The sequence below is a fragment of the Colwellia psychrerythraea genome, assembly GCF_000764225.1.
Classification (GTDB): domain Bacteria; phylum Pseudomonadota; class Gammaproteobacteria; order Enterobacterales; family Alteromonadaceae; genus Colwellia; species Colwellia psychrerythraea_D.
Genome location: NZ_JQED01000005.1, coordinates 69946 through 95627, shown reverse-complemented (window position 1 = coordinate 95627; position 25682 = coordinate 69946). Strand labels below are relative to the sequence as shown.

Sequence of the window (25682 nt, the reverse complement as noted above, 5' to 3'; positions counted from 1 at the left end):
AAATAATAAAGCAGAGATCCCCCTAATGATGAAACAGTTTTTACTCATTCTAACGACAGCGATAGCCATCAATTGCTTATGTTTCGTTGGTCAAGCAAGTGCTGCGCAATATTCTCCTAACTTTAAGGGCACTGAAATCACTGAGTTTGTCAATATCGTTGGTAAAAACTTGAAAAAAACCATGATAGTTGATCCCAATGTTCGCGGAAAAATTAATGTACGCAGTTATGATTTATTATCTGAAAAACAATACTATCAATTCTTTCTCAATGTTCTTGAAGTCTACGGTTATGCTGCCGTTGAAATGGACAATAATATTGTCAAAATCATTCGAAATAAAGATGCTAAAACGGCTTCTATCCCCGTTGTCGGTGATAAAAGCAATGTCATCGGTGATGAGATGGTTACCCGTGTTGTTGAAGTAAAAAATGTTACTGTTCGAGAGTTAGTGCCGCTATTAAGACAATTATCAGATCAGGCAGGTGGCGGTAATGTTGTTAACTATGACCCCGCTAATGTGATCATGTTAACGGGAACGGCATCAACGGTTAATAGACTGGTAAAAATTATTGAGCGTGTTGATAGAGCTGGCGATCAAGATGTTGAAATTATCAAACTACAATTTGCATCAGCTGGTGAAATGGTACGTATCATCGAAGCAATGAACAAACCAACGAGCGGTAAAGCAGGTCAACCTACCTTTTTAATTCCTAAAATTGTTGCGGATGATCGCTCTAACAGTGTGATTGTCAGTGGTGAAGTAAAAGCGCGTGAGCGAGTCGCACGTTTGGTTAAGCGCTTAGACAGTGAATTAGAGAGTAACGGTAATACTCGCGTCTATTACCTAAAATATTCTAAAGCCGAAGATTTAGTCAAGGTGCTGAAAGGTGTTAGTGACTCAATTGCCTCAGAAGCAAAAGCGGCAAAAACAAAAACACGTACCACTAAAAAGCGTGATGTCAGTATTGAAGCGCATGAATCAACCAATGCCTTAATTATTACCGCACAACCCGATATGTTACGCTCATTAGAGGCAGTGATTCGTCAATTAGACGTGCGTCGTGCACAAGTACTTGTTGAAGCCATTATTGTCGAAGTCTTTGAAAGTGATGGTGTTAGTTTAGGCGTGCAGTGGTATAACGAGGCAGGTGGTTTTACTCAGTTTACTAATGGTCCTGCCAGTATTTCATCGGTGGCTGCTGGTGTTCAAGCGGCGGAAGGTGAAGAAGGCAATACAGTGACTACCATAGATTCAAATGGTAACCCAGTAACAACAACTAACCCTTCAACCGATGGCGATTACAGCATTCTTGCCCAAGTTCTCGGCAACGTAAGCGGTATGATGTTTGGTATTGCTAAAAATGATTGGGGCGCTATTGTTAATGCGGTGAGCAGTGATACTAATTCAAATATTCTCGCTACACCAAGTATTACCACCTTAGATAATGAAGAAGCCTATTTTATTGTCGGTCAAGAAGTGCCTATTATTACTGGTTCACAAACGGGTAGTAATAACTCAAACCCATTCCAAACGGTAGATCGTCAAGAAGTTGGTATTAAGCTGCGCGTCACACCCCAGGTGAATGAAGGTAATGCAGTTCAATTAATTATTGAGCAAGAAGTGTCTTCAGTCAGTGGTACCACAGGTGTTGATATCTCAATCAATAAAAGAGAGATAAAAACAACTGTTATGGCGGAGAGCGGTGACACCGTAGTATTGGGTGGCTTAATCGATGAAGATGTGCAAGAAAGCGTGCAAAAGGTGCCGATTTTAGGTGATATTCCAATCTTAGGGCATTTATTTAAATCGACTAGTAATAGTACGCGGAAACGAAATTTAATGGTGTTTTTACGTTCAACTATTGTGCGAGATTCTGCCTTAATGACTGAAATAAGTGAATCTAAATATAATTATATTCGTGCTGATCAAATCCGTAAGCATGAGGAAGGTTTATCGTTAATGAGTAACGAAAATATGCCAATCTTACCACAGTGGCAAGATAACCTGACTTTACCACCGTCATTCGATGAATATCAGCAAAAGTTAGAAGATAAAGGTAGTCAATTGCCCAAGCCACCGATATCAACAGAAGGCGTTGCTGCGGAAGAGAAGCAATAATGTCTGATGAAGTAGTAACAACTGAGGTTGATGAACAAGTCGAAGCACAAGTGAATAGCACTTGGTTATTACCCTTTGCGTTTGCCAAACGCCATAGCGTGCTTATCTCAACTGATGAAGCAACGGGTAGTTATATCTTACATTGTTTGGCTGATGTTAATTTTGATATTGTTTTAGAAGTACGTCGTATTATTAAAGCGCCATTTGAGTTTGATTTTTTATCGCTTTCTGCCTTTGAATTACTGCTCACTCAGGCATATCAAAGAGACTCTTCTGAAGCACAACAAATGATGGAAAACATTGGCAATGAAGTTGATTTATACTCACTTGCTGATGAGTTTATTGAAAGTGAAGATTTATTAGAAAATGAAGATGATGCACCAATCATTAAATTGATTAATGCTATGCTCAGTGAAGCTATAAAAGAAAGCGCTTCTGATATTCATATAGAAACCTTTGAAAATACTTTGCAAATACGTTTTCGTGTCGATGGCGTATTGCGAGAAGTACTCAAACCCAATCGAAAATTGGCATCTTTGCTGGTCTCTCGTATTAAAGTGATGGCGAAGCTCGATATTGCTGAGAAACGTATCCCGCAAGATGGTCGTATTTCTTTGCGTATTGGCGGTAGAGCGGTTGATGTCCGTGTGTCGACTATGCCAACGGGCCATGGTGAGCGAGTGGTGTTACGTTTACTCGACAAAAATGCTGCGCGTCTCGATTTAAAAGACCTAGGTATGACAGATGTAACCCGTGTCAACTTCTCTAAGCTCATCGAAAAACCTCACGGTATCATTTTAGTAACTGGACCTACTGGCTCAGGAAAGAGTACAACCTTGTATGCCGGCCTTTCACAAATAGATGCAAAAGAACGTAATATCTTGACCTGTGAAGACCCCATTGAATATGCCATTGAAGGAATAGGACAAACACAAGTCAATACAAAAGTTGATATGACTTTTGCTCGAGGATTACGTGCTATATTACGTCAAGATCCTGATGTCGTTATGGTCGGTGAAATACGAGATTTAGAAACCGCCGCAATTGCAGTGCAAGCAAGTTTAACGGGTCACTTGGTATTATCCACATTGCATACTAATACAGCGGCAGGTGCGATTACACGGATGGAAGATATGGGCGTAGAGCCGTTTTTACTGTCTTCTAGTTTACTTGGTGTTTTGGCTCAGAGATTAGTACGAACCATTTGCCCACATTGTCGGGAAAGTCACCTACCTGATGATGAAGAAAGGCAATTATTAGCCTTGCCAGAAGATAATGAGGCTGTGATTTATCGTGCAGTTGGTTGTGTCGAATGTAGTTTTAAAGGTTATCGTGGTCGAATGGGCATCCATGAGTTATTGCCTGTTGATGACCAAGTGCGAGAACTTATTCACAATGGTCAAGGTGAACAAGCCATCGAAAAATGTGTTCGTCATAGTAATGCAAGTATTCGCCGAGATGGTTTTGATAAAGTTATGTTAGGAAAAACCACGTTAGAGGAGGTTTTACGCGTTACTCGTGAAGATTAACGTGTCGAACCTTCTAATTTATATCAGCTCAATAGTGAATTAATCGAATCTATAATAGTAACTAATATAACCAATTTAAGTAATTATGGCAGCATTTGAATATCAAGCGGTTGATAGCCGGGGTAAAACTAAAAAAGGTGTTATCGAAGGTGATACGGCTAGGCAAGTGCGCGGCTTATTACGAGATCAAGGTTTAATGCCAACCGAAGTCACTGCGACATTGGCGAATAAAAAAAATGTTGATAAAACCGGATCACCGACTAGCTTTGGCCAAAATGGAAGCGGTAAAGTTTCGGCAACAGAGTTAGCTCTTATTACCCGACAATTGGCAACGTTAGTTGAGTCGGGATTACCGTTAGAAGAATCGTTAATGGCAGTTGCTGAGCAATGTGAAAAAAATCGCATAAAAAGCATGATCATGGGTGTTCGGACCAAGGTGACTGAAGGTTACGGTTTATCGGAAAGTATGGCCGAATACCCTAAAATATTTAACCGTCTTTATCGTGCTATGGTTGCGGCAGGTGAGAAATCTGGCCATCTTGATAAAGTGCTTAATCGCTTGGCTGACTATACAGAGAAGCGCCAACAAATGCGCTCGCAATTAATTCAAGCACTGGTTTACCCTATTATTATGACAGTAGTTGCCGTGGGTGTTATCGCTATTTTGTTAACTGCTGTGGTACCTAAAATTGTAGGTCAGTTTGAGCACATGGGTGAAAACTTACCTGGTACCACTCAATTTCTGATTGCTAGCAGTGATTTTCTGCGTGATTATGGTTTGATACTTGTGATCGTAGTTGCGGCACTTATGCTACTTTTTTCACAATTGTTGAAAAAACCTGATTTTGAAATGGCATATCATCAATATTTATTACAGATACCTGGCATTGGTAAAATTGCTAGAGGTATTAATACAGCACGCTTTGCTCGTACCTTAAGTATCTTGACAGCCAGTGCCGTACCTTTGTTAGAAAGTATGAAAATATCAGGTGAAGTCCTTGATAACTTGTATATTAAAAAACAAGTGAAAGCGTCTACCGACAAAGTACGTGAGGGTGCAAGTTTACGTGTGTCGTTAGAGCAAACTAAACTGTTTCCTCCTATGATGTTACACATGATAGCGAGTGGAGAGAAAAGTGGTGAGTTAGAGCATATGTTAGGCCGCGCTGCAGATAATCAAGATAGAGAGTTTGATGCCTTAGTGAGTATTTCTTTAAAGGCATTTGAACCAGCGCTAATGGTCGCTATGGCCGGCGTTGTACTCTTTATTGTTATGGCTATTTTAGAACCCATATTACAACTCAATAGCCTAGTGGGAGGCTAAAAATATTTTCGGCAATATTGCTGTTATTATATAATTTTTCAGACATTAGGAATGCAATATGAATATGAAAAAAGCACAAGGTTTTACTTTACTCGAAGTAATGGTGGTTATTGTTATTTTAGGGATTTTAGCCAGCATGGTTGTGCCTAACTTATTGGGTAGTCAAGACAGAGCCAATATGCAAAAAGCCGTGTCAGATGTTACTGCATTAGAAACATCGTTGAGTTTATACAAAATGGATAATTACGATTACCCATCTACTGAGCAAGGTTTGGAAGCTTTAGTTGAGCAAACGGACATCGAACCAGAGCCACGTCGTTTTCCTGAAGATGGCTATATTAAGCGTTTACCAAAAGATCCATGGGGTAATGACTATGTATTATTGAACCCAGGTGAGCAGGGTAGAATGGATGTGTTTTCTGTTGGTCCAGATGGTGAAGCCGGCACAGAAGATGACATAGGTAATTGGAATTTAGGCGACTTCCAATAGTTTCTGTCTTACCTTGTTGCTGTAAAACTCAATTAAGGCGTCAATTGTACTCATTGACTAGCGTCAACTCCGTGCATTTTCCTTTTAATTGAGTTTTACAGCGTAAAGTTAAAACGTAACTCATTATCTTATGAAACTTAAGCCATTAAACCGAGCAGCATTAATAGTAAAAAATCGCGGCTTCACCTTAATTGAGGTGATGGTGGTTGTTGTGCTGATTGGTCTTATGGCTAGCTTGGTGCAATTTAATTTCTCCGGTAACAACCCGGAGGACAAATTGAGCTATGAAAGTGCTCGTTTTGCGGCAATATTTGAAGTGGCCGCTGAGTATGGCATGCTCAATAACATTGAATTGGGTTTGATTGTTAAAAAAGATAGCTATCAGTTTCTTGCCTATGATGGCACACAGTGGGCTGAGATCCCCGAACAAGACTGGCAGACTAATATTACCTTACCTGAAGAGATAGAGCTTAGCATAGAGCTTGACGAGTTACCCATTGAAGAGCCAATGCTCTTTGATGCTGATACCTTTAAAGAAAAGGATGAAGACGATTTCACCTTGTTTTCAAAGGAAGAGCGAGAAAAAAAAATAACCCCACAAGTCTATATTCTCTCAGGGGGGGATCTTAGTCCTTTTAGTGTCACCTTTCGTTTAACGGAAGAGTTAGCCTATATCGAAGACGCCGAAGATTTAGCGTATCGTGTCACTGGGTTATACAGTGTGCCACTGGTGATAGAAGGGCCTGTGCTTGATGAATAGTAATTGTACTAAGCAGTGTGGGTTTACCCTGATTGAAGTTATGTTGGCAATGGCTGTTTTTGCTATCGCAGGTGTTGCACTGCTAGGCGTGGCTGATAATAATTATCGCCATATAAGCCATATTGAACAGCAGATGTTTGCCAATTGGGTCGCATCGAACCAACTTGTTGAAGTGAGTTTAGATAAAACCTGGCCACCTAAAAATAACCGTAAAGGCAAAGTTGAACTGGCTGGGAAAACTTGGTATTGGCAACAGAAGGTAAGTAAAACGACAAATAAAGAATTACGTGCTGTCACTATGCAAGTACGGTTAAACGAAGATGATGAATTAGTGAGTGCGAGCTTAATGACTTACCTCGCTCAGGATAAACCCTAATGAAATTAGGTACAAGCCAAGCTAATTACGCAGTTAACTATAATCAACAGGGTTTTACCCTGTTAGAAGTATTGATTGCTATTGCGATATTTTCTGTGGTGAGTCTCGCCAGTTTTACTATTTTTGATACCGTGTTACGCGGTGATGAAAATTCGAAAATGCGCAGTGAAAGGCAGAATGAATTGCAGCGCGCCTTTTTATTAATGGAGCGAGACTTTACCCAAATAGCTAAACGCAACATACGTATTAACGGCGAAGCGGCGGCTAACCGTTTTTTACACACTTCGGATGATAGTTTTTTAGCCGATGAACAGGCGATTGCTTTTGTGCGTAATGGATGGACTAACCCTGGTTTGTTATTACCGCGTAGCGATATGCAAAGCGTAGCTTACCGGCTTGTTGATGAAACCTTAGAGCGCTTGCATTATAATTTTGTTGACGCCGTTGTTGGACAAGAACCAAAAGTAAGGCCGCTGATAACGCAAGTTACTCGTTTGTCGTTTGAATTTTATGATGGTCAAAAATGGCAAAAGCAATGGTCTGCTAACACCTTGCCTCAAGCGATAGCTATTGAAATTGACACGCGTGATTATGGCCTTATTCGTCGTCAGTTTTTAGTGGCGGGCGACCTTGCCGCGGATGATAAGAGTAAAACTAGCTAATGGTTATTAAACGCATATTACCTAGTTACAGTAAAATAAGGCAGCGCGGTGTGGCATTAATTACCGTGATGCTTATTGTTGCTTTGGCCTCTATTATTGCAGCGCAAATGACCACACGTTTGCAAACACAAATGCAACGAAGCACCAATATCAGTTTTAACCAACAAGCCTATTGGTATGCGCTGGGCGCAGAAGCATTCACCAAAAGGGTGTTAATCAAAGCGTTTAAAGATGAGCCAGATGTTACTCACTTGGAGCAAATTTGGGCGACAGAAGGGAGTAATTACCCTGTCGATTTTGGTGAAATCAGTGGTGAGATTACGGATCTACAAAGTTGTCTGAATTTAAACGCTTTGCATCCTGAAGCAAAAACAAAAGTGGAGTCTACTAAGGACACTCCTGCTTCACCAAAAAAAACGGGTACAACGGCAAAAGCGCCTAAATCAGCTAGCGCTAACGACAAACAGTTACCAGCGGCAACTGTATTAGAAGCGCTTATCGTCAATTTAAATATTGACGGTATTGGCAATTTTGAAGCTGAGGCTATGGTCAATGCCTTAACTGACTGGTTAGACGGCAATGACATCATAACGGGGTCAGGGGGCGCAGAGGATAATGATTATGCTGCACGCGAGTTTCCTTACCTTGCTGCTAATAGTTATTTGGCTAGTGTTAATGAGTTAAGATTAATTGAGCATTTTACCCCTGCTGTTATTTTAGCCTTGACGCCTTATGTCTGTGTACTGCCTCAAAATTCGCAGCATTTTATTAACATCAATACACTTGATGCGGAAAAGCCTGAATTATTACAGGCTTTGCTTGGCTCAAGTATAGAAGAGGCACAAGAAGTATTAAGTGCCCGTGATAGCTCAGGTTATGAAAAAGTGGCAGATTTTTTAAAGATAGAAGAACTGACAAAAATTAGATTGGAAAAATGGCAAACTGCAGCGTTTGTTATTGATAGTAAATACTTTAAATTAAAAGCTAATGCACGTTTTAATAATAGCTATTTTTCGATGAGCTCAATGATGAAAGTTAATGATACACAACAAATTCAAGTAATTAGTCGTACTATAGGACGTAACTAGTGACAGAAACATTATTTATCCGCCTTGGGAGTCAAGCACACGATACCGTTCATTGGTTAGTGGTGGCTGAAGCTAGCGGTAATGCGCAAGAAATTATCGCCAGTGGTGAGCTACAAGGAGCTCAGCTGCTCACTGAACTTACCAGTAAAGCAGATAAACGACAGGTCAAAGTATTGGTCCCTGGTTGTGACGTGCTTTTAAAGTCGTTAAAGGTTCCGGCAAAATCTTCCAGAGCATTGCGCTTAGCAACCCCGTATATGTTAGAAGACAGCTTAGCAGAAGATGTCGAGCAGCTATTTTTTGCTTATGCAGATCTGGCGAGTGATGAGCAGGAAAATAATTGTTTTACTGCCATTGTTTCTCATGCGCAGATGCAGCTATGGTTATCATGGTTGGCGGAGGCAGGTATTGAAACTGATACTATTTTACCTGATGTATTGGCAATGCCAGTTACCGTTAATACTTGGAGTGCAATCACCCTTGGTGAGACGGATCAAGCGCAAGTTATTGTTCGTCAAAACCGTTGGCAGGGTTTTACAGTAGACGCCAATGCTTGGCAACTTCAATGCCAAGCTATTGCTAAGCAATCTGAGGACCCAGAGGACAATGAGCAGACAGAGAGTATTTTTATCGAGGCATACTCTCCCTTAGCCCATACTGAACATTGTAATGTCAGCACAATGCCAGAAGAATTGCCTTTAGCACTAATGGCGACAAATTATGGTAATCAATTAAGTCACTTTAATTTGCTGCAAGGGCAGTACAAGATTAAAGAAAATCGCAGTCATACAGGGCGACAATGGTTGTGGGTGGCAGGTGTTGCTATGTTTGCTCTTTTGCTTAGTTTAGGGCATAAAAGTGCACAACTATGGCAAGTAAATGCAGAACAAGAAAAGGTTAAGCAAGATATAGTTGCCAGTTATAAAGCTGCTTTTCCAAAGACAAAACGAGTTAGAGTTTCAACCATAAAATCTCAATTGAATCGAGAATTAGCATTACTAGGTGGTGTTGGAGATAGGCAAGGGTTCTTAGCAATGCTTGCTAAAGTACAACCTGCTTTTGCAAAAGTGTCGGCAATAAAGCCAGAGTCGGTAAAGTTTGATGGCAAACGGCAAGAGTTGCGTATTCAAGCAACTGCTAAGGATTATCAGGCCTTTGAACAATTTAGTGTTGAATTAACTACAGCAAACTTGTTTGTTAAGCAAGGCTCGCAAAGTAATCAAGGAGGTCAAGTTACAGGCTCATTTAGTATTTCTACTAAGGGAGCAAAGAAAAGTTCCAATAACAAGAAAGGCACGACCAAGCAACGCAGCAACACTAGCAATAAGGATGCATCATAATGAAAGCATGGTGGCAACAATTAAACAGTAGAGAGCAGCGTCTTGTCACAGCAATGGCCTTGGTTTTTATGGTCTTTATTTTTTATAGTACTATATGGCAACCGATAAATAATAGCTTAACTGAGGCTAACAATAAGTTAGCAAAGCAAAAGCAGTTATTAACTTGGGTTCAAGAAAATACTGCCTTGTATCAGCAAGCTAAACGCTCGGGCGGTAAACAAAAGTTCACTGGTAGCATTTCAAGCGCTGCTAATCGCAGCGCAAAAACCTATAAGTTAACTATTACACGTATGCAACCTCAAGGAGATGATCTGCAGGTATGGATAGATAGTACTCCTTTTACACAACTACTTTTTTGGCTTGAGCACTTAGCTAATAATGAAGGAATGCAAGTAAAAGCTATTGATTTAACTCGCGGTGATAGTGCTGGCGAAGTGAAAGTACGCCGCTTGCATTTAGCAAGGTTATAATAATCAGCGCGTTAACAGTTTATCCTAGATATAACAGAGAATTTTAATGAAGAAGTGGTTTGCCTTTACGGCGATTTTTTTAAGTAGCTATATGGTGTTTTTATTAGCAAGTACGCCACTAGCACTGGTAATCAATAATGTTAAGTTACCAAAGAATATAGTGTTGCAGGGTATATCTGGCTCTATATGGCATGGTGAAATTACCAAGGTAATTATAAATAATAATGAGATTGAACAAGTAAAAACAGCGGTTAGTTTTTGGTCTCTTTTTAGTTTACCTCCAAATGTTCAAGTGACATTCGGTGATGCCATGTCATCAGGCCCTGAAGGTCAGCTTAGTCTTACGCTTTCGTCTGAGCAGCTCACATTAACAGACGTAGAGATCTTTATGTCAGCAAATGATATTGCTAAACAGCTACCCTTACCAATCCCGCTGAGCGCTCAAGGAAATGTTGAATTATTTTTATCCGAATTAGTGATTACAACAGGAGCTCAATTGTCATGTTCAAAAGCAGAGGGTGAGTTGCTGTGGTCGCGCGCTGGCGTCGTGGCATTAGAGCAAAATATAAAACTAGGTAAATTTACCACTGAGATAAGTTGCAACCAAGGGAAATTGTTAGCCAAAGTATCACCCAAGAACAACTTAGGTTTGAGCTTTGATGGGGTGTTAACCTTAGCTACTCAAAAAGTATCTGGTAATGGGTATTTAAAACCCGGTGCTAAGTTTCCTCCGCAACTGAGATCTACATTGTCCTTTATAGGCCGACCGGATAATCAAGGCCGCTATCAGCTAAGGTTTTAGTCCATGTTTTTCTCTTAACTTTAGTAATAGAGGTTAGAGAAGAGAGAAAAGGCTTATTGATGGTCGACTTTTAATAACGGCGGCCAGTCTTTAGGGTCTAAACGATTTTGTTCTATCATGCCGCCGAGTCCTTGTAATCCACCGGTGTGTAACAAAACGATGCGCTCTTGCGGTTTAAAATAGTCTTGTGCGATTAAATCAAGTAATGCTAATACCATTTTACCGGAATAAACGGGCTCAAAATAGACGCCAGTTTGTTGGTTAAAGCTTATGATTCGTTTGGCATCCTCATTACTGAACTTGCCATAACCACCACGATGGAAATTGGTTAATAACTGCCAGTTATCATGGGCTTTAGCTTCTTGTGTCAGTAAAGACTTAATATCGTTAATTAAATATTCTGCTTGTTTTAATACCGCCACACCTAAAATGTTATGACGTTTCTGATTAGCGACACTGTCTCCTGAAATCAGGCCCGCTAAAGTACCACCACTACCCACTGGGGTCATCAAAGTATCGAAATCTGCTTGGCTATCTAGTTCAAGCAATATCTCGGCTACGCCAGGTATGGCAAGTGAGTTACTGCCCCCTTCTGGGATGATAAAGTAATTGGGATATAATTCTTTTAGTTCATTAATAAAGCTCGTCTCAAAACGACGACGGTATGTTTTTCTATCAACAAAGTGACATTGCATGCCCCAGTGCCTCGCCCAGCTCAAAGTAAAGTTATCCGCATAGTTAGCTTCCCCCCTAATAACACCGATGCAGGGGATATTTTGCTGCTTGCAGGCATAAGCAAAGGCATGAATATGATTTGAGTAACTTCCGCCGAATGTTAGTGCACCTTGGTGGTCGTTAGCTTTAAGATGCTTAAGGTTGTACTTCAGTTTGCGCCATTTGTTACCAGAAATGATGTTATGCAGTAGGTCATCACGTTTCACTCGAACATCAAGCTTATGTTTATCAAAAAGGGGATGTTCTAATTTTTGTAATTTTGACAATGGCTTATACATAAAATTTTATTGAAATATTAATTTGTAACAGGTTGGAAGTTATTATAAACGATATCAGTCTTTAACATGGCTTTTCTTTCTAATCACATGGTAAATGTGCCTGTTTTTAAATGAAAATTTGTCAATGATTCATATTGCCCTTCGCAGTATAAATGATTAATAAACTTAGTTAATCATCATTAGTAATGCTTGCTCTTCATATGTAACAAAGGGTAGTATTGCTTATAATTTTAGCTTTGAGCGATTTTGCCGATAAATGTCATTTTTAACAAAATTAAGCCAATTTTTTTCAAAAAATAGTTCAAGTCAACGTCTTGGCATTGCTTTTCAGCAACAAGGTGTCTCCTTATGCTCAATTCCAATGCAAAAATCTGATAGTACGATTGATGAAAGTACGGCCGCTAAAGTTATTTTTGAGCATGAAAAAGTTAATTCAGCTAATTTTACAAGTGCTGTTCAAGCACTCCATAGTAAACGTGAGCTTGAGGGAAGTGCTTGTTTGGTCCTAAATGAGGCACAATCTCAAGTTGTACAAATAGACAAGCCGAGTTTACCTGACAATGAAATGAACAGCGCATTGAAATGGCAAATTAAAGACTTGGTCAGCGTATCTCCTAATAATATGGTGGTAGATTATTATGACGCACCCATGCTTGCCGGCGGCAAAGAAAAAATTAATGTGGTTTGTGCTCCTTTAGACGAACTAAAAAAACTGGTTGAAACCACTGAACAGGGTGCAGTGAAAATCAGTGAAATCACTACCCAAGAATTTGCTTTTGCTAATTTATTAGCGCCGCAAGATGATGCTAATTTATTGGTTTGTCAGCAACCAAATGAAGAAATAGTGTTAATCATCGTAAAGCAGCAGAAAATATTCTTCCAGCGCCGGTTACGTGGCTTTGCCCAAATTGGTAGTAAATCAGCAGAAGAATTATCCTTTTCGATTATTGATGATATTGGCCTAGAAATTCAACGCTCTACAGATTATTTTGAACGTCAATTAAAACAAGCACCGATCAAAGCGATTAAAGTATTACTGCCGATTGCATTAGAAAAGGTATTTGTTGAAAAGTTAGCTGAAAATTCAATTGTCCCTGTAAGTTTATTAGAGTTACCTCGCCCGTATCATCAACATAGGGACTTTGCCGCCGCAATTGGTGCTAGTTTAGATAATGTCCCTTACAAGACAGAGACCGAGGATTTAGCGGGGGGAAATGATGACAACTAAAAATAGTATTAATTTATTACAAGCAGAGCTTTTCCCTGAAAAACCGCTCTTAACTTTGACAAGAGTTATGGGAGCTTGGTTTGCTTTGCTGTCTCTTATGTTAATCTGGGGGATTATTACTGAACTTAATTTCAATCAGTCAGCAGCAAGATATGATGATTTATTGAAAGAGAAGCAGCAAAAACAAAAACTTGCTAAGAATTTGGAAGTGCAAATACAAAATAGGCAAGTATCTCCTTCTTTGCAAAGAGATCTTGCGACTATAAAGTTAGTTATGCAGCATAAAGATGCGTTATTAGATAAACTTACCGATTCAAATGAGACCTTTGCAGGTGGTTTTGTTATGGCAATGAATGATCTGTCTGCAATGCATCATAAAGATATTCGATTACAAACTATTCGTATTGATGCTCAGAATATGACTTTTACCGGGCAAGCTCGAACTCCTCAAGCAGTGCCTGCATGGTTAGCTGGTTTTAAGCAATCTCGATTATTATCAGGCAAAGCATTTGTGCAATTTAAACTTGCGAAAAATGAACAAAATATTACTGAGTTTGTCGTTAGCTCTGAAGTGGCAGGAGGCAAAGGCTAATGAAAGAGCAATGGAATAACTACAGTGATAAGTTTCTTCAACTGACGAGTCGAGAACAGTTTTTAGTGTTGCTGACAGGGTTAGTGGCAATATTTTTTATTATTTCATATGCTTTTATTGATGAGAAAAGTGCCAAAACAATCTCTTTTGATAAACAAAGTCGGGCGATGGTTTCTGGTAACAAAAGCCTTAATTATTCAATCAAAGAATACCAAAGAGCCTTAGAGCAAGATCCGAATATAAATACGGTTAAACAGATTGCTCAGCTTGAAACTAAACTAGCGAATATTGATAAGCAGCTAGTTCTTTTGACGACAGATCTTATTAGTCCTAGCCAAATGCGCGAAGCATTACTTAAATTACTTAAGTTAGAACCTGGCGTATCTTTACTTTCTTTTGAGCTAATTGGCGCTAAACCTTTATTGGATTTAACTACAGAGCAACCTGATGCCCAGGCAAGCATAACTTCGCCAACTTCTGAGCAACTTGGGTTAAATTTATATAAGCATGGTATTAAAATTAAATTATCAGGTCAGTATTTTCAATTGCGTAATTACTTGCGCCAGTTGGAACTATTATCATGGAAGTTTTTTTGGAAAGACTTTCAATTTGAAGTCAAAGAATATCCCCGCGGTGAAGTAGATATAACTATTTATAGTTTAGGGTTAAAAAAGGAGTTTATTGGTGTTTAAAACTCAGTTTAATTCAATAGTCATTTCAGGTGCTGTTACAACGGTACTTTTGCTGACCTCGCCGATAAGTTTTGCTGCGGATACTGACCCTACTCGCCCGTTTGGTGTTAATGGCTCTGGCAGTATTAACCTGTTAAAGCGTGATGGTGGTTTTGTCTTGAGCTCCATCATTCATGGTGATGGCATTCATACTGCGGTAATCAATGGCAAAATATACAAGATGTTTGACTATGTTGATGAATATCGCATCACCGCAATCAATAGTCATAGCGTGATTTTACGTAGTAAATCTAAGCGATTGAAAATTAATGTTTTTAAGAGTAAAGGTTTTAAAAGTAACGTCGTAGACAATACGGTAGCTAATTAATGATAAAAATAAATCCTCCTATGAATAAATTAAAATTAAAGATTACTTTGTTAACGTTAATGTTTTCCTTAATTGGTTGTCAATCAGTGCCTAATGACGCTGTCGATATAAAAGAAGGCCTAGATACCGCTATTGAAGAAAATAAAAGCTTTGATGGACCGAAACCATTAACGCAAATACCAAATTCAGTACAGCAAGAATTGATGTTGAATGACATGAATCTAGCCAAGCAGGGTATGTTAGCGGAAAAACGTTTAGAGGTTTCAGCAACAGAAGTTGAGGCAAAAGATTTTTTTCAAGCCATTGTCAGAGGGTCACGCTATAACGTCATTATTCACCCTGAGGTTACCGGTCAAATATCGTTAAGCTTGAATAATGTAACATTATCAGAAGCATTAACGGTTGTTGAAGATGTATATGGTTATGAAATCATTCGCCGTGGCAACGTTGTAAAGGTTTTCCCTCCAGGCATACGCACCGAAACTATTGCATTAAACTACTTATTCCTTAAGCGTTTTGGATCATCTAGTACGACTATCAATTCTGGTGGAGTCTCTGAAAATGATCCAAATAGTGGCAATAGTAGCAACAATAACAATAATAGTAGCAATAACAATAGTGGCGGTAATAACAACCAAAATGGTAATAATGGCTCGAATAACCAAAACAGTGGTATCAATTTATATACTGAAAACGAGTCTAATTTCTGGAAAGAATTGAAAGAGTCTTTAGTTGCTTTCGTTGGGACTGGAGAGGGCCGTTCAGTGATTGTTTCGCCGCAGGCAGGTTTAGTGACAGTACGCGCGTTACCACAAGAAATTACCGCGGTTAAGAATTTTATTACGGCTACCGAAAGCCATTTACATCGCCAAGTGATTATTGAAGCCAAAATAATGGAAGTGACTCTGAGTGATGACTTTCAGCAAGGCATAAAGTGGAACAAGGTACTTGACCAAGTGGGCAGTGCTGAAATCGTTTATTCAACGACGGGTAATGTTGTCGGTAATGTTATTTCAAATACTATCGGTGGTGTTAATACTATGGCGTTTAGTAAACAAACTAACGGTAGTGATTTTTCAGGGGTTATTGAGCTTTTACAAACGCAAGGCAATGTACAAGTGCTTTCTAGTCCACGAATAACTGCAACGAATAATCAAAAAGCGGTTATTAAAGTAGGCGAAGACGAGTACTTTGTTACTGAAGTTTCTAGCACTACTACAACAGGAACATCAACGACTACAACGCCAGAAGTCGAACTGACACCATTTTTTTCCGGCATCGCATTAGATGTTACACCGCAAATAGGTAAAGACGGTAGTGTTATTCTACATGTTCACCCGTCGGTTACTCTTACTGAAGAGCAAAACAAAACCATTCAAATTGGTAGTGAGCAGTTAATCTTGCCATTAGCGCAAAGTAGTGTGCGAGAATCAGATACTATTATCCGTGCTAATTCAGGTGAAGTGGTTGTTATTGGTGGTTTAATAGAAACCTATAATATTGACATGGAATCTAAAACCCCGATCTTAGGTGATATTCCTTACTTGGGTGAATTATTTAAGAACAAGTCGCAAAAGTCGCAAAAACGTGAATTAGTTATTATGTTAAAACCTGTTGTGGTGGGTCAAGATACTTGGAAAAATCAACTTCAAGATGCACGAAGCTTGTTAACAAAGTGGTTCCCTGAAGAGGTGGAAGCGTGTGAGTTATCAGATGACGGTAAACTGACACAAGAATGCCAAGAACAGTGCTCTGATGACGAATATGCATCAGAGCATCTTGTTTGCCAAGCGGCAGAGCAAAATGCAGCAAGCAATGATTAAGCGAGCAGCTTTTTTGTTTAATTTAGCTTAATTAGTTCACTGAGTAGGCTTTCTATGTACTTATATCATTTTGGCTTAGGAGAATTGCCTTTCACCTTAACTCCTAATACAAACTTTTATATGCCAATGGCGATGCATGATGAAGCATTAGCAGTATTGTCAACTGCCTTGCAGACGGGGGAAGGGTTCATCAAAGTTGTTGGCGAAGTCGGCACAGGCAAAACATTACTGTGCCGGAAACTGCTTAATGAAATTCCCGATCACTTTGTTACAGCGTATATACCAAACCCCTATCTAAATCCGAATGAGTTAAGACGAGCTGTTGCTGTTGAACTTGGCGTTAAACAAGCGCAAAGGATGTCGGTACAACTGCTTACTCAGCGTATTCAGGCTCGTTTATTAGAATTGCATGGACAAGGTCACTCTGTGGTTCTTATTCTTGATGAAGCACAAGCCTTACCTGAAGATAGCTTAGAGGCATTAAGGTTGTTTACTAATTTAGAAACTGAGACTCGTAAGTTGTTACAGGTGGTATTGTTCGCACAGCCTGAACTTGATGTTCGCTTGGCAAAAACAGAATTTAGGCAATTAAGACAACGTATAACATTTGCTTATAAACTACGACCTATGAATGCGCATGAAGTACAACAATATATTCAACACAGGTTACAAGTAGCAGGTTATAAGGGAGCAGAACTTTTCCCTGTAAGGATTTGTCGAGGTATTGCTCGAGTGAGTAAGGGCGTCCCACGATTAGTTAATATTTTGTGCCACAAAATGCTCATGCTTGCTTATGGTCAAGGACATTACAAAATAACAATGAAGTTGCTCAACGCTGCAGTAAAGGATACTGAAAGTATTGAACAAGGCTCAAAAAAGAATTTATTGGCTTTTTCATGTTTATTAGGACTAAGTCTTTTGTGGTTAGCATATTATGCCTTGGTGGTTAAACTATGAGTGTTATTAATCAGATGTTGAAGGACTTAGAGCAGCGCAGCCCTGAATCGAATGCCGACTCAGTGCACTCAAGTAACAACATGCAAGTGCATTCATCAAAGAAAACAGCAATTATTACGGGTGTATTGGTGTTAATTCTATGTTTAATTAGCTTTTATATTTGGCAATTAATCAGTGAAAATAATGCTTTAAAAGCTCAACAATTAACAAAAAATGTTGTCGGCGTTACTTCAGTAAATAAAGCTGAAACTATTGATAATTCAACGATTACTATTAAAGAATCAAACGACAATGAAAATAAAGCTTCCAAAGCGGCAATAAAATTTTCAGCCGCCAAAGCTGAGAGTGAACAACATGAAGCGAAGGGCAATGTTCAGAATATTGTTTCAAATAAGGCCAAAAATGTTTCATCGAATAAATCTACAGAAAAGAGAACACAGATAGAATCGTTAAAACCTTTGTTGGATAGTAGTAATAGCAAAATAACACCGGCAAAGAAAATTGAGGCGTTCGCTGATGAACACAGCCACTCAGAGGGCAACTCAAGTCATAGTCATACACTGACGAGTACAGTAGAGCCTAAGGCTAAAGCCAATAAGATGTCAGTATCTCGACGTCAATTGTCTGCAGATGAGTTGGCAGAACAAAAATTAGTGCTCGTGGAAAAAGCATTAGCTGCAAAGCAAGTTGAAAAGGCTGAAAAATTGCTGGAAGATGTAGTCATTATTAGGCCAATGGATAGTCAAACACGTAAAAAATTAGCAGCTTTATGGTTTGGCCGACAGGCTTATCGAGATGCTGTGAACCTGTTATCACAGGGGATTGCTCTAAATGGTAAAGACAGCAGTTTACGTGAAATGAAAGCCCGCATTCATTTAAGACAAGGGCAATATTCAGCTGCGCTAAATACACTCAAGCCACTTGCTGATTTAAGAGATGAGCAATACCAAGTCATGTTGGCAAATACCGCGCAGCAAGCCAAGCAAAACAAAGTAGCAGTTAATGCGTATAAAGTGCTAATAGCGATGAAGCCAGATATTGGTCGTTGGCAGCTAGGTTTAGCTGTTTTATATGATAAAAATAGTCAGTTTGCTTTGGCCAGTGAGGCTTATAAAAAGGCATTAACAAAAAATGATTTATCAGTCTCTTCTGAGAATTTTGTTAAACAACGCATACAAGTGATAGGACAGTAGGATACATTATGGCAGCTCCCAAATTAAAGATGCGTTTAGGCGACTTATTGGTTGATAAAAATATCATTTCTAATGATCAACTAATGCAAGCGCTATCAAGTCAAAAGCAAACGGGTCGAAAGCTCGGAGATACCTTAATTGAGTTAAATTACCTATCTGAAAGACAATTATTAGAGTTTTTGGCACAGCAATTAAGTGTGCCGTTTATGGACATTTCTCAATATAAAATATCACCAGCTGTTGCCAGTTTACTACCTGAAGTTCATGCTCGGCGTCTAAGAGCCCTGATTATTGAAGACAGAGGCGCTTCGGTTTTATTAGGGATGAGTGATCCTGCCGATTTGAGTGGTTTAGACCAGTTAGAGCGAATGTTGTCACCTAGGCGTATTGAACTTGCCGTCGTTATGGAGTCTCAGATATTTGATGCTTTTGATAGTTTATATCGTCGTACAGCTGAAATTGAATCATTTGCTAGTCAATTAGAAGAAGAATATGAAGAGTCATCCAGTTTTGATCTCGCAACAACATTTCTTGATGAAGGTGGCGATGCTACCGTAGGGAAGTTATTGCAATCAGTATTTGAAGATGCTGTACAAATGCGCGCATCAGATATCCACATTGAGCCAGAAGAATACCAATTACGTATCCGCCAACGTATTGATGGTGTGTTACAAGAAAAAATACTGAAAGAAAATAAAATTGCTGCTGCCATGGTATTACGCCTTAAATTAATGGCTGGCCTTGATATATCAGAAAAGCGTGTTCCGCAAGATGGTCGTTTCAACTTAGATATTAGTGGTCATAATATTGATGTTCGTATGTCTACCATGCCAGTTCAATATGGCGAGTCTGTGGTCATGCGTTTGTTAGATCAATCTGCAGGTTTATTATCACTTGAGCAGACAGGCATGCCCGAAGATATTGTTAAGCGTATACGCTTGCAGATTCACCGTCCGCACGGCATGGTTTTAGTTACGGGACCAACAGGTAGTGGTAAAACGACAACACTATATGCTGCTTTAAGTGAACTAAATGAAGCAAGTAAAAAAATTATCACAGTAGAAGATCCGGTGGAGTATCGCTTACCGCGAATCAATCAAGTACAGGTAAATACCAAAATTGACTTAACTTTTTCAAGTGTATTACGTACAGCGCTTCGTCAAGATCCAGATATTATGATGGTTGGTGAGATGCGTGATCAAGAAACAGTAGAAATTGGCCTTAGAGGCGCAATAACTGGTCATCTAGTGTTATCAACACTGCATACCAATGATGCCATTACCAGTGCTTTACGTTTGATTGATATGGGGGCTGCTGGATTTTTAGTAGGTAGTGCGTTGCGAGCTGTTATAGCACAGCGACTTGTTCGAAGAGTTTGCGATTCTTGTGCAATCGAATATCAAGCGGATGAACAAGAGTTGTTTTGGCTAACCAACCTAGTCGGTGAACGGGCTAGAACTACTCAGTTTATGAAGGGTAAGGGTTGTCAAACCTGCCATTATACGGGTTATAAAGGGCGAATTGGTGTCTTTGAAATACTCGAAATGAATGAAGGTATGATGGCTGCTTTAAAGCGTAACGACAGTGAGTTATTTGCTAAACTATCTAAAGAAAACCCTAGTTTTACTCCGCTGGCAAAAGCAGCATTTGATTACGCTACAACTGGCATAACATCAGTGGAAGAAGTATTACGCCTAGTTGAAACTATTGATATTAATTAACCAGACAAATAGACAACAAAATCAGTAACATATTTTAGAGCATCGAGAGTTTTATGGCATCATTTAATTATACAGGGCGAAATGCTGGCGGTAGCCAAGTAAAAGACAGCATCGATGCTGCTAATATAGATATTGCCGCGGAAAAATTATTTAAAAAGGGTATTACTCCGATCTCCATTATTGCGGCAAAAACTGGCCATAATGCTGCAAATACTGATGTTTTTGAAATGTTCAACAATGGTCGTGTCTCATTAGAAGAATTAATCGTTTTTTGTCGACAAATGTATGCTTTGATGCGCTCTGGCGTACCTATATTAAGAGCAATAAATGGTATGGTAGAATCAGCAAATTCAACCGCCTTGAAAAAAGCTTTAGCGGATATAGGTAAACAACTTGAAGGGGGGTATACCTTTTCTTCGGCGTTAAATAGTCACCCCAAAATCTTTGATCACCTTTTTATCTCGCTTGTACACGTGGGTGAAAATACCGGTCAACTGGACCAAGCATTCTTAAAACTAACTACTTATCTTGAGCGTGAATTAGATACCCGTAAACGGATCAAGGCGGCACTGCGCTACCCCAGTATGGTGTTGATAGCCATTTCAGCAGCCATGGTGATTTTAAATATTTTTGTTATTCCAACCTTTGCCGATATGTTTTCTCGCTTAGGCGCTGAATTACCTTTTGCTACCCGTTTTATTATTGCCAGTTCTAACTTATTTATAAATTATTGGCATTACATGTTATTCGGCATATTTATAATTATAGTGACGATCAGAGAATCACTAAAAACAAAGAAAGGCCGATATCAGTGGGATAGACGGAAAATAAAGATTCCTATTATTGGAAGTATTATTGAGCGCTCAATATTAGCACGCTTTTCTCATAGTTTTGCTATCGTGTTAAAGGCTGGCGTTCCCATGACTACTGGTCTTACATTAGTCGCTGAAGCAGTTGATAATAGCTACATGCAAGAAAAAATATCGGCTATGCGCCAAGGTATTGAAAGCGGTGAGAGCTTATTACGCTCTTCTGTTGCAAGTGCCTTATTTACTCCTTTAGTATTGCAAATGGTAGCTGTAGGTGAAGAAACAGGTCGGGTTGATGAATTGCTCACCGAAGTTGGCGATTATTATGAACGCGAAGTTGATTATGAGTTGGCAACGCTTACCGCGAGAATTGAACCTTTACTTTTAGTGGTAGTCGCCGCCATGGTGCTAGTGCTCGCGTTAGGTATTTTTACCCCTATGTGGGATATGGCCTCGGCTATGCAAGGGTAGCTATAAAACTCATGGAGAAAACGCCTAACGGTATTGATAAGAAACAGCGCTCAGAGTATGAGTTTGTTATTGTGGTTGTCATTGTTGCTATTATGATGAAGCTATTAATCGATGTTTTTTTTAGCCAACAGGCGAAAGTAACTAATACCGCATTTAGTAGTTTGTCGCAAAACTTTACTAGTAAAGTTAATGTTGTACATGGGCAATGGCTTATGGATAAACAGCCTAATATTGTTGTTTTAAATCGGATAAATAGTAATGAAAGGGCATTTATTAACGTTAATAGTAAAGGGTGGGTAGACAGCGAGCACACTAGCTTGGCTTGTCACAAAATTTGGCAGCAAATATTAGCAATGCCATTACAGGTGGTAAAGTCTAAAGTTATTGCCATTGAAATTCAAAATAATGCTAATAAAATCGGTCGCTTATGTCGTTACAGTATTGCTAATGGTCAATATTTTGATTATCGTAGTGACACAGGAAAAGTAAGATTGGTTAATTAATTTTAAATGAATGAATTGGTATTGATCATTTGATAATTTAGTTAATAACTACAAGTAATTACATATAATTAACATTGAAAAATAGTATGCAAGTGTTCATAATGTTAGTATAAGTATTTAGGTTAGGTCACTATATAATTTGATGCTAGTGTATATAAATTTTGAACGCATGAGCACTAAGCAGCAACGGATATAAAAGGTTATCCCAATGATAAAAAGTATTTCTCTTACCAGAACTTCTCCAAATACTCGGGTATCAACTCAAGCAGGTTTTACCTTGATTGAGTTGGTTATTGTCGTGGTTATATTAGGTTTTTTAGCAGCTACTGCTATTCCGAAGTTTGTTGACTTAACTGAACAAGCTAAACAGGCAAATATAGAGGGTATGGCAGGCGGATTTGCTACCGGTGTTTCGTTAGCACGCTCTCAGTGGGAAGCTGAAGCACGCCCGAAAGATACCAATGATGTTAACATGGTTAACTATGATGGTACTGTTGTTTATCTAACCAGTGAAGATAGAACAACATCGCCGACGATCAGCCCAGGTTATATTGTTGGCACTAACAGTAGCTCAGGAATCAATAGTAATAAAAGTATGGCGATTGTTGATTGTATCTCTGTGTGGAACAGCTTATTACAACAACCACCAGCAATTGCGAGTAGTGTGACTGATATAAATGCAGATAGTAGTTACAGGTATTTAGCCAATGTTTCTGGCGGTGGCTCATCTACCTTGTGTCATTATCATTTAAAAGAAACCTTAGCACGCGATAGTAATGGCGCTTACATCGCCCCATCGCCCTTAACAGGAGTAGGTAATAGTTTTACTTACCAACCGGCAAATAGTTCGGTCATTATTTATATCAATGACAAACAACCGTAAAAGTTTCTAAAGTATTTTAATTAAATTTGTTCATAAATTGAGGAAAAAACATGAGAAGTAGTATGAATGTAAAAGCAAGTCAAAAAGGTTTTACCTTAATTGAATTGGTTGTAGTGATTGTAATTTTAGGTATTTTAGCGGTAACAGCGGCTCCTAAGTTTATAGATTTAACAGGTGATGCTAAAAAATCGGTCGTGGAAGCGGTAGAAGGGGCTCTTAACTCGGCTGCCGATATGGCACATGCTAAAGCTTTGGTTGATGGAACAGGCGACCCTTTAAGCATCGCGGGACAAACTATCACTTTTGCAAACACATATCCTAATGCTGCATCTATTGATTTACTGATGGATATTGATGCTGAGGCAAGTGGAACCCCTGCAGATTTTGTACTTGCAACATCAGGTAGTGGTCGAACGTATACCCATGCTAAAGCTACAACACCTGCAGAATGTTATGCAATTTATACTGAAACAGCGGACGCAAATGTTAAACCAGTAATCGATAGTGTTACTACAGGTTGTTAATTACACGTGATCTTTAGATTACTTTTTTGAATAAAGCCGAGATACTCTCGGTTTTTTTTGCCTGATATTTAAGCTGGTTTGCCTAGGGTTTAAGCAAGACCTTACTAATTTATTATAAAGATTAGGCAAATCAATAGTGAGTATTTTAAGCCCCGAAGGCTCATACTAGTGCCAGTAATTAATTTAATAATTTATTAAATTAATTACTTATTAAAGTCATTCATCAGTGTGAAAAATATCGCTTTTCCAGTTGATTTGTTGTGGGTAGGAGCGCTTAGCTTCCTCAAGCAATAGTAAATATGCTTCTGTTTGTTCTAATGCTTTTAATACTAATAAACAGTTTTGATATAGGATAACTCTTGGCTGATGTCTTATTCTCTTTAATGCCCAAGTGACATAAATCTTAAGCTTAGTAGCATCCTTATCTCGAATACCAGAAACTAGAATGTGGGCATAAACCGCTGCATCTAAACGACTCTGCCAGGCGATGGGGTTAACAATGTCGTTAAATCTTTCTAATGATTTTTTAGGGTTCTTTTCATGTTCAACAAGAATATTTGCCGTGTGTAAAGTAGTCACTAAAAAAGGAATAAAGATACTAGGAATTAACAGCGCAAAAAAGCGTATTAAAAATGTTTGTGGACAATCTATAAACGGATAACTTTTATTTTCAGTTAAAGCACTATCTCCTAATGAGTAGCGATCTACTAACCAAAGCATAATCAAAAATACAAGCCAATGACTAACTGAGCTATAAAATGGAAACTCTAACTGGCTATGTAAAAGTATTGGAAATATTAAGGAAAATAATATTAAACCAATGCTAAAGGGGATTTTACGCCAAGTGAATATATAACCGATAGTGAAAAAAACAAACGCTAATAAGGCAACAATACCACCTTCAACAACCCAAAATAGTATTTCATTGTGTGGGTGTGATAATCGGGTGATGGTATTACCTATATCCGGATTTTCAATAGCATACTTATTAAAGTGATCTATGAAACTACGCTCAAAGCCTCCATAGCCGTAGCCCAGTAGTGGTTTTTCTATGATCATATCTACACTGACGATGAATTGGGCATCACGAGCGCCGACATTTTCATAAACTTGCTGCCCACGAATGGGCGTTTCAGAGTTATTAAGGCTAATAAACGCACTCATTATTCCAATCGCAACTATGGTTAAGTTAATAGATAATTGCTTCTTAGAGTTGTTATAAAGGTAAGGTACTGAGAGTAAAAGAACACCGATAGCTGCAACAAAGCCAGTACGAGACTGCAATAAAATAAGTAAAAAACTTGTCGAAAATAGACCAAAATAGATAATGCATTTAATCACTAGTGTATTCTTAAACAGCTTTTTCTGGATTGATAGAAATAAAGCAATGGCCAAACCGGTAGCCATAAAGCTTGCCATAACGTTTGGTTGCAAAAATACACCGTGTGGTCGACTACTACCTACAATATAACCACCCCAATCACCTTCCTCGAATAAAAAGAATTGCACTAAACCAAAGGTGGCTTCTATAACAACAGCCAGCAGGATAAGGGCAAGCAAGCGTAATGCTTCGAGTTTTGATAATTGGAATTGATAGAGAGAAAAAAGAAAGAGTAAACCACCTATCAAGGCTAAAACTCGTGGGATGGCGTGATCGGTAAATTCAAAATGATAAAAAACAGGAATGATTAAAAAAGTGCACCCTAGACTTAGCCATAACAACATTTTGCTATAGTAAATTTTTTTGTTAAGAGTAATTTGCCAAAGGCTCAAAGCAATCAGGATGCAGGTAATTAACCAGGCAAACACATTATAGGATAAATATAAGCCGACCCCACCTGGAGTATCAAGAATGACATGCATTCCTACCAAGAAATAAAGAACAAGGAAAAATTTAAAATAGGGTAATAAAGTCAAAATAAATACTGGTTATAAAATACGGTGAT

At 38.8% G+C, this 25682-nt stretch carries 25 protein-coding genes; 23 read left to right on the top strand and 2 right to left on the bottom strand.

Features of this window, described 5'->3' with window-relative positions; translation table 11 throughout:
* Window positions 1–25 precede the first annotated feature (25 nt).
* From gspD to ND2E_RS18705, 11 genes are all read left to right on the top strand, one after another.
* Window positions 26–2119 carry a type II secretion system secretin GspD gene (gspD, locus tag ND2E_RS18655; RefSeq protein WP_150113698.1) on the top strand — a complete coding sequence of 698 codons (2094 nt, stop codon included), beginning with the start codon at window positions 26–28 and terminating at the stop codon, window positions 2117–2119.
* Window positions 2119–3648: a type II secretion system ATPase GspE gene (gene gspE / locus ND2E_RS18660; protein WP_052056212.1), complete on the top strand. Its 1530-nt coding sequence runs from the start codon at window positions 2119–2121 to the stop codon at window positions 3646–3648. The genes gspD and gspE overlap by 1 nt, the downstream gene beginning before the upstream one ends.
* Window positions 3649–3733: 85 nt before the next feature.
* Complete coding sequence (gene gspF, locus ND2E_RS18665) at window positions 3734–4972, top strand: type II secretion system inner membrane protein GspF (RefSeq protein ID WP_033092307.1); 1239 nt, start codon at window positions 3734–3736, stop codon at window positions 4970–4972.
* A 58-nt stretch (window positions 4973–5030) separates the two neighbouring features.
* Window positions 5031–5462, top strand: coding sequence for a type II secretion system major pseudopilin GspG (gspG, locus tag ND2E_RS18670; RefSeq protein ID WP_033092306.1), 432 nt, complete (start codon window positions 5031–5033; stop codon window positions 5460–5462).
* A gap of 130 nt (window positions 5463–5592) precedes the next feature.
* A complete protein-coding gene (gene gspH, locus ND2E_RS18675; RefSeq protein ID WP_033092305.1) occupies window positions 5593–6222 on the top strand; it encodes a type II secretion system minor pseudopilin GspH in 630 nt (209 codons plus the stop codon).
* A complete protein-coding gene (gene gspI / locus ND2E_RS18680) occupies window positions 6215–6598 on the top strand; it encodes a type II secretion system minor pseudopilin GspI (RefSeq protein WP_033092304.1) in 384 nt (127 codons plus the stop codon). Before gspH ends, gspI begins: the two co-directional genes overlap by 8 nt.
* Entirely contained in the window at window positions 6598–7260 is a 663-nt protein-coding gene (gspJ, locus tag ND2E_RS18685) for a type II secretion system minor pseudopilin GspJ (protein ID WP_033092303.1), read from the top strand. Before gspI ends, gspJ begins: the two co-directional genes overlap by 1 nt.
* Window positions 7260–8348, top strand: a complete 1089-nt coding sequence (gene gspK / locus ND2E_RS18690) for a type II secretion system minor pseudopilin GspK (protein ID WP_052056211.1) — start codon at window positions 7260–7262, stop codon at window positions 8346–8348. Before gspJ ends, gspK begins: the two co-directional genes overlap by 1 nt.
* A complete protein-coding gene (gspL, locus tag ND2E_RS18695; RefSeq protein ID WP_033092302.1) occupies window positions 8348–9688 on the top strand; it encodes a type II secretion system protein GspL in 1341 nt (446 codons plus the stop codon). Before gspK ends, gspL begins: the two co-directional genes overlap by 1 nt.
* Window positions 9688–10158, top strand: coding sequence for a type II secretion system protein GspM (gene gspM / locus ND2E_RS18700; RefSeq protein WP_033092301.1), 471 nt, complete (start codon window positions 9688–9690; stop codon window positions 10156–10158). Before gspL ends, gspM begins: the two co-directional genes overlap by 1 nt.
* Window positions 10159–10204: 46 nt before the next feature.
* Entirely contained in the window at window positions 10205–10960 is a 756-nt protein-coding gene (locus ND2E_RS18705; protein ID WP_033092300.1) for a type II secretion system protein N, read from the top strand.
* A gap of 53 nt (window positions 10961–11013) precedes the next feature.
* Here ND2E_RS18705 and ND2E_RS18710 read toward each other — a convergent pair whose 3' ends face one another.
* Complete coding sequence (locus ND2E_RS18710) at window positions 11014–11961, bottom strand: 1-aminocyclopropane-1-carboxylate deaminase/D-cysteine desulfhydrase (protein WP_263281867.1); 948 nt, start codon at window positions 11959–11961, stop codon at window positions 11014–11016.
* 268 nt (window positions 11962–12229) lie between these two features.
* Between ND2E_RS18710 and ND2E_RS18715 the strand changes: the two genes are divergently transcribed.
* The 12 genes from ND2E_RS18715 (at window position 12230) to ND2E_RS23530 (ending at window position 23736) form a co-directional block, all read left to right on the top strand.
* Window positions 12230–13201 (top strand): hypothetical protein, encoded by a 972-nt coding sequence (locus ND2E_RS18715; RefSeq protein WP_033092298.1) that lies wholly within the window; start codon window positions 12230–12232, stop codon window positions 13199–13201.
* Window positions 13188–13793 (top strand): PilN domain-containing protein, encoded by a 606-nt coding sequence (locus ND2E_RS18720; protein ID WP_033092297.1) that lies wholly within the window; start codon window positions 13188–13190, stop codon window positions 13791–13793. Before ND2E_RS18715 ends, ND2E_RS18720 begins: the two co-directional genes overlap by 14 nt.
* On the top strand, window positions 13793–14485 hold the full coding sequence (locus tag ND2E_RS18725) for a hypothetical protein (protein WP_033092296.1): 693 nt from the start codon (window positions 13793–13795) through the stop codon (window positions 14483–14485). The genes ND2E_RS18720 and ND2E_RS18725 overlap by 1 nt, the downstream gene beginning before the upstream one ends.
* Window positions 14478–14852: a hypothetical protein gene (locus ND2E_RS18730; protein WP_033092295.1), complete on the top strand. Its 375-nt coding sequence runs from the start codon at window positions 14478–14480 to the stop codon at window positions 14850–14852. Before ND2E_RS18725 ends, ND2E_RS18730 begins: the two co-directional genes overlap by 8 nt.
* A 20-nt stretch (window positions 14853–14872) precedes the next feature.
* Window positions 14873–16675 carry a pilus (MSHA type) biogenesis protein MshL gene (gene mshL, locus ND2E_RS18735; protein ID WP_223303516.1) on the top strand — a complete coding sequence of 601 codons (1803 nt, stop codon included), beginning with the start codon at window positions 14873–14875 and terminating at the stop codon, window positions 16673–16675.
* Window positions 16676–16729: 54 nt separating this feature from the next.
* Complete coding sequence (locus tag ND2E_RS18740; RefSeq protein WP_033092294.1) at window positions 16730–17632, top strand: ExeA family protein; 903 nt, start codon at window positions 16730–16732, stop codon at window positions 17630–17632.
* Complete coding sequence (locus ND2E_RS18745; protein WP_033092293.1) at window positions 17629–18825, top strand: tetratricopeptide repeat protein; 1197 nt, start codon at window positions 17629–17631, stop codon at window positions 18823–18825. The genes ND2E_RS18740 and ND2E_RS18745 overlap by 4 nt, the downstream gene beginning before the upstream one ends.
* Window positions 18826–18833: 8 nt before the next feature.
* Window positions 18834–20546 carry a GspE/PulE family protein gene (locus ND2E_RS18750; RefSeq protein ID WP_033092292.1) on the top strand — a complete coding sequence of 571 codons (1713 nt, stop codon included), beginning with the start codon at window positions 18834–18836 and terminating at the stop codon, window positions 20544–20546.
* Window positions 20547–20599: 53 nt separating this feature from the next.
* Complete coding sequence (locus ND2E_RS18755; protein ID WP_033092291.1) at window positions 20600–21826, top strand: type II secretion system F family protein; 1227 nt, start codon at window positions 20600–20602, stop codon at window positions 21824–21826.
* A gap of 11 nt (window positions 21827–21837) precedes the next feature.
* On the top strand, window positions 21838–22329 hold the full coding sequence (locus ND2E_RS18760) for a hypothetical protein (protein ID WP_033092290.1): 492 nt from the start codon (window positions 21838–21840) through the stop codon (window positions 22327–22329).
* Between the two features lie 208 nt (window positions 22330–22537).
* On the top strand, window positions 22538–23212 hold the full coding sequence (locus tag ND2E_RS18765; RefSeq protein WP_052056209.1) for a type II secretion system protein: 675 nt from the start codon (window positions 22538–22540) through the stop codon (window positions 23210–23212).
* 50 nt (window positions 23213–23262) lie between these two features.
* Window positions 23263–23736: a type II secretion system protein gene (locus tag ND2E_RS23530; RefSeq protein WP_052056208.1), complete on the top strand. Its 474-nt coding sequence runs from the start codon at window positions 23263–23265 to the stop codon at window positions 23734–23736.
* Between the two features lie 216 nt (window positions 23737–23952).
* On the opposite strand, the gene ND2E_RS18775 is transcribed toward ND2E_RS23530, so the two are convergent.
* Entirely contained in the window at window positions 23953–25599 is a 1647-nt protein-coding gene (locus ND2E_RS18775; RefSeq protein WP_052056207.1) for a PglL family O-oligosaccharyltransferase, read from the bottom strand.
* Window positions 25600–25682 lie beyond the last annotated feature (83 nt).